Below are 2,598 nucleotides of genomic sequence, written 5' to 3'. Positions count from 1 at the left end.
CGGGACTCGCGCGCCGCCAGCTCGACCCAGCCGTCGAGCGTCAACCGGATCATCGGTGTCCACAGCTCATCGGATACCAACGAGAGCCTCGGCATCGATGGTAGATTTCTGGCATGCGGACCGCCATCGACGCCGCCGGTCGGATCGTCGTCCCCAAGGCACTGCGCGACGCCCTGGGACTCTCCCCCGGCCAACCCCTGGAGATCGCCGAACGGGACGGCCATCTGGAGATCGCCCCCACTCCCACGCCGATGAGACTGGTCGACGACGGCGACGGACTGGTAGCCGTCGCCGACACCGAGATCCCCGTCCTCACAGCCGACCTGGTGCGCGAGACGCTCGAGCGAACCCGGCGATGAAAGCAGTCGACACGAGCGTGGTCGTCGCCGCCTTCGCCAGCTGGCACGAACACCACACCCTCGCGCAGAAGGCGATGGCGAGCCGCCCGCGCCTGATCGCGCACGCCGCAGTCGAGTCCTACTCCGTACTGACCCGCCTTCCTCCCCCACACCGTGCACATCCCTCGATCGTGCACACCTTCCTCACCGAACGGTTCACCGACCCCTACCTCACCCTGTCGGAAACCGGCCACCAGGAACTCCTCGCCACCGTCGCAGCGGGCCAAATTCTCGGCGGCCCAACATATGACGCGCTCATCGCCTTCACTGCGGCCGAGCACGACGCGACACTGCTAAGCCTGGACCGACGCGCCGTCACAACCTACGAAGCGGTCGGAGCCACCGCCGAGCAACTCGCTCCCTAAACTTGTCTTCTAACCTCTGCGTGTCACGCAGTGACAAGTGCAGGTGGCATGACGTTGTCCCTGCCGAAAATTCCATCCACCCTGGTCAGGGCGGGGACTGTGTCGTCAACGGTGTTTCCGGCGGGTTGATCAGTAGGTCTCGGCGGAGGGCCAGCGGTCACGGAGGGCTGTCAAGCTAACTTGATAGCCCCTTCCTCCCGAACCCCGTGTCGTAGCCGAGGTCGTCGAGGAACGCGGTGTCATACCTGCTGGCCGGGGACAAGGTCAGGATCGTGAACGGGCGGTACGCCATCCCCGCGGCCGGTCCGACGGGGCCGTCCGACGGTTCGGGCTGACCCGCACGTCCCCTGCCCGCCGACGAACAGGAATGGCCGCGGTTCGCCGTGCCACTCGTCCCCGACGATCCGCCGGGCGGGCGGTTGTGCGCAGGACCGACGCGCAAGGAAGAATCTCATTTAACCGGTGGGGTGTCGTTATTCAAACCGCGCGGTATGCATCGCGGCGTACGATCTGGGGAGCCCTGCGGGCCGTGGAGTCGTGTGCGCGGGCGAGCCATCGGCAGCGGCGCGTCGCGAGCACGAGGGCTACCGGCGAGCCCAGATCGCGCACCGATGAGTTTCCCGCGCTGCGCTGGTCCATACGCCGGACACCCACGGACGGAAGGCTGAGCCATGCGGAAACTGATCTACGGCATGAACCTGACCCTGGATGGCTACATCGCCGCGGCCGGCGACGACATCGGCTGGAGCGGACCGCCGAGCCACGAGCTGTTCCAGTGGTGGCTCGACCACGAGCAGGCGAGTGGCCTGTCGCTGTATGGGCGCAAGCTGTGGGAGACGATGAGCTCCTACTGGCCGACCGGCGACCAGCAGCCCAACGCCACCCCGGCGGAGATCGAGTTCGCGCGGAACTGGCGGGACACGCCGAAGGTGGTGTTCTCCTCGACGATCGACAAGGTCAACTGGAACACCCGCCTGGTCACCGGCGACGCGATCGCCGAGATCACCCGGCTCAAGGCCGAGGACGGCGGCCCCATGAACATCGGCGGCGCAACGCTCGCCGGGGCGGCCATGCGCGCCGGGCTGATCGACGAGTACGCGATCGCCGCCCATCCGGTCCTGGTGGGCAGCGGCACGCCGTTCTTCACCGCGCTGGACAGCTGGGTGAACCTGAACCTGGTGGAGACGCGGACGTTTCCCGGCGGCGTGGTCCTGACCAGGTACGAGACGAGGCGCTGAGCAGCAGCACCCACGCGCTGGTCTCACGGTGATGTCGTATACGACATCGGTACGACACGGCCCGTGAAATTACGACATCAGTCACGAAATTCTACAAAAGTTCATTGACTGGCATGGTGCTGATATCCGAACCTTGCGATATTTGACAATCTTGGTGCTGCATAACGCCGGCATCGGGTCTCGTCTCCTGGAGCCCGCCGGTCCGGAGCAAGCTGTCGTGGGCGCGGCGTGACCATCTTCCTGACTGCACACCAGCTGGCCAGGGCGGAGCGGCTGTGCGACCGGGTCGCCATCCTGACACCACGCTGCGCCTGATCGGCCCGCCGGCGGAGTTGCGCACCCAGCCGTTCGCCCGCACGCTAGAAATCTGCGTCCGCACCGCGCCGCCTGACCCGGACTTCATCGGTGTCGGCGGATGGCACCGCGATCTGTCCGGCACCTCCTGCTGACCCTGCGGGTGGGCGGCTTGGCGATCGACTTTGTTGTCATGTCCGGTCGTGCCCGACTGGGTGAGATCGTCCGGCGGGCGCGGAATGGACGGCTGTGGACGAACATCGGCAGCATCGCAACTCTCGACGATGACCACTGCGCCCAAGA

The 2,598-nt window shown here is 66.4% G+C and carries 4 protein-coding genes and 1 pseudogene; all 5 read left to right on the top strand.

What is annotated here, in order from left to right; translation table 11 throughout:
* The first annotated feature begins 113 nt into the window (after positions 1-113).
* Complete coding sequence (locus tag MJ797_RS26785) at positions 114-359, top strand: AbrB/MazE/SpoVT family DNA-binding domain-containing protein (protein ID WP_239342538.1); 246 nt, start codon at positions 114-116, stop codon at positions 357-359.
* The gene (locus MJ797_RS26780; protein ID WP_239342536.1) at positions 356-763 is read left to right on the top strand and encodes a type II toxin-antitoxin system VapC family toxin; all 408 of its coding nucleotides are present in this window, start codon (positions 356-358) and stop codon (positions 761-763) included. The genes MJ797_RS26785 and MJ797_RS26780 overlap by 4 nt, the downstream gene beginning before the upstream one ends.
* Before the next feature lie 671 nt (positions 764-1,434).
* Positions 1,435-2,001, top strand: a complete 567-nt coding sequence (locus tag MJ797_RS26775; protein WP_239342533.1) for a dihydrofolate reductase family protein — start codon at positions 1,435-1,437, stop codon at positions 1,999-2,001.
* A 275-nt stretch (positions 2,002-2,276) separates the two neighbouring features.
* A complete protein-coding gene (locus MJ797_RS26770; RefSeq protein ID WP_239342530.1) occupies positions 2,277-2,450 on the top strand; it encodes a hypothetical protein in 174 nt (57 codons plus the stop codon).
* Positions 2,417-2,598: pseudogene (locus MJ797_RS26765) on the top strand (hypothetical protein); the annotation flags it as partial. The gene MJ797_RS26770 and the pseudogene MJ797_RS26765, both read left to right, overlap by 34 nt.

The sequence above is a fragment of the Protofrankia sp. CiP3 genome, from assembly GCF_917627345.1.
In the GTDB taxonomy this organism is placed as follows: domain Bacteria; phylum Actinomycetota; class Actinomycetes; order Frankiales; family Frankiaceae; genus Protofrankia.
The sequence above is the reverse complement of the archived record's forward strand: the minus strand, read 5'-3'. Positions and strand labels throughout refer to the sequence as shown.

Coding starts and splice junctions, on each gene's coding strand:
- MJ797_RS26785 (WP_239342538.1), top strand. CDS start 114: ATGCGGACCGCCATCGACGCCGCCGGTCGGATCGTCGTCCCCAAGGCA.
- MJ797_RS26780 (WP_239342536.1), top strand. CDS start 356: ATGAAAGCAGTCGACACGAGCGTGGTCGTCGCCGCCTTCGCCAGCTGG.
- MJ797_RS26775 (WP_239342533.1), top strand. CDS start 1,435: ATGCGGAAACTGATCTACGGCATGAACCTGACCCTGGATGGCTACATC.